1 rRNA gene is annotated in these 1788 nt (G+C 52.1%); it reads left to right on the top strand.

Annotated features, from left to right (window positions below):
- Positions 1-1788 (top strand): 23S ribosomal RNA (locus tag ACNKW3_RS19755); the annotation flags it as partial.

The raw sequence follows: 1788 nt of genomic DNA, 5'->3' as shown, positions 1-1788 counted from the left end.
GAAAGCGTAATAGCTCACTAGTCGAGTCGGCCTGCGCGGAAGATGTAACGGGGCTAAGCAATATACCGAAGCTGCGGCAGCAGACATCACTTAAAGCTTCTTGCAGTTGGAAGCTAACAGCGACGCGCGAAGCGCCCGCTGGTAAAGCGTCCATCAGTAGTGGAGTGGCTTTAAGGATGTCTGCTGGGTAGGGGAGCGTTGTGTAAGTGGATGAAGGTGTGTTGAGAAGCATGCTGGACATATCACAAGTGCGAATGCTGACATGAGTAACGATAATGCGGGTGAAAAACCCGCACGCCGAAAGACCAAGGTTTCCTGTCCCATGCTAATCAGGGCAGGGTAAGTCGGCCCCTAAGGCGAGGCAGAAATGCGTAGTCGATGGGAAACGGGTTAATATTCCCGTACTTATATAATCAGTGATGGAGGGACGGAGAAGGCTAGACAAGCTTGGCGTTGGTTGTCCAAGTGAAAGTGCGTAGGCTGAGAAATTAGGTAAATCCGGTTTCTTAAGGCTGAGACACGAGACGAGCCACCAAGGTGGTGAAGTTGTTAATGCCCTGCTTCCAGGAAAAGCTTCTAAACTTATGATTATGTGAACCGTACCCCAAACCGACACAGGTGGTCAGGTAGAGAATACTAAGGCGCTTGAGAGAACTCGGGTGAAGGAACTCGGCAAAATTGTACCGTAACTTCGGGAGAAGGTACGCCTCTGGCTGTGATGAGACTAGCTCTCTAAGCGGTTGGAGGTCGCAGTGACCAGGTGGCTGGGACTGTTTATTAAAAACACAGCACTGTGCTAACACGAAAGTGGACGTATACGGTGTGACACCTGCCCGGTGCCGGAAGGTTAATTGATGGGGTTAGCTTATGCGAAGCTCTTGATCGAAGCCCCGGTAAACGGCGGCCGTAACTATAACGGTCCTAAGGTAGCGAAATTCCTTGTCGGGTAAGTTCCGACCTGCACGAATGGTGTAACCATGGCCACGCTGTCTCCACCCGAGACTCAGTGAAATTGAACTTGCTGTGAAGATGCAGTGTACCCGCACCTAGACGGAAAGACCCCGTGAACCTTTACTATAGCTTGGCACTGAACATTGAGCCTACATGTGTAGGATAGGTGGGAGGCTTTGAAGCGTGTACGCCAGTATGCGTGGAGCCGACCTTGAAATACCACCCTTGTATGTTTGATGTTCTAACGTTGTCTCCTGAATCGGGGATGCGGACAGTGTCTGGTGGGTAGTTTGACTGGGGCGGTCTCCTCCCAAAGTGTAACGGAGGAGCACGAAGGTTGGCTAATCACGGTCGGACATCGTGAGGTTAGTGTAATGGCAAAAGCCAGCTTAACTGCGAGACAGACACGTCGAGCAGGTACGAAAGTAGGTCATAGTGATCCGGTGGTTCTGTATGGAAGGGCCATCGCTCAACGGATAAAAGGTACTCCGGGGATAACAGGCTGATACCGCCCAAGAGTTCATATCGACGGCGGTGTTTGGCACCTCGATGTCGGCTCATCACATCCTGGGGCTGAAGTCGGTCCCAAGGGTATGGCTGTTCGCCATTTAAAGTGGTACGCGAGCTGGGTTTAGAACGTCGTGAGACAGTTCGGTCCCTATCTGGTGTGGGCGTTGGATGATTGATGGGAGCTGCTCCTAGTACGAGAGGACCGGAGTGGACGAACCGCTGGTGTTCGGGTTGTTTTGCCAAAGGCATTGCCCGGTAGCTACGTTCGGAACGGATAACCGCTGAAAGCATCTAAGCGGGAAGCCGGCCCAAAGATGAGTCATCCCA

This window comes from Glaciecola sp. 1036 (genome assembly GCF_050306235.1).
Taxonomy (GTDB): Bacteria; Pseudomonadota; Gammaproteobacteria; order Enterobacterales; family Alteromonadaceae; genus Glaciecola.
The sequence above is the reverse complement of the archived record's forward strand: the minus strand, read 5'-3'. Positions and strand labels throughout refer to the sequence as shown.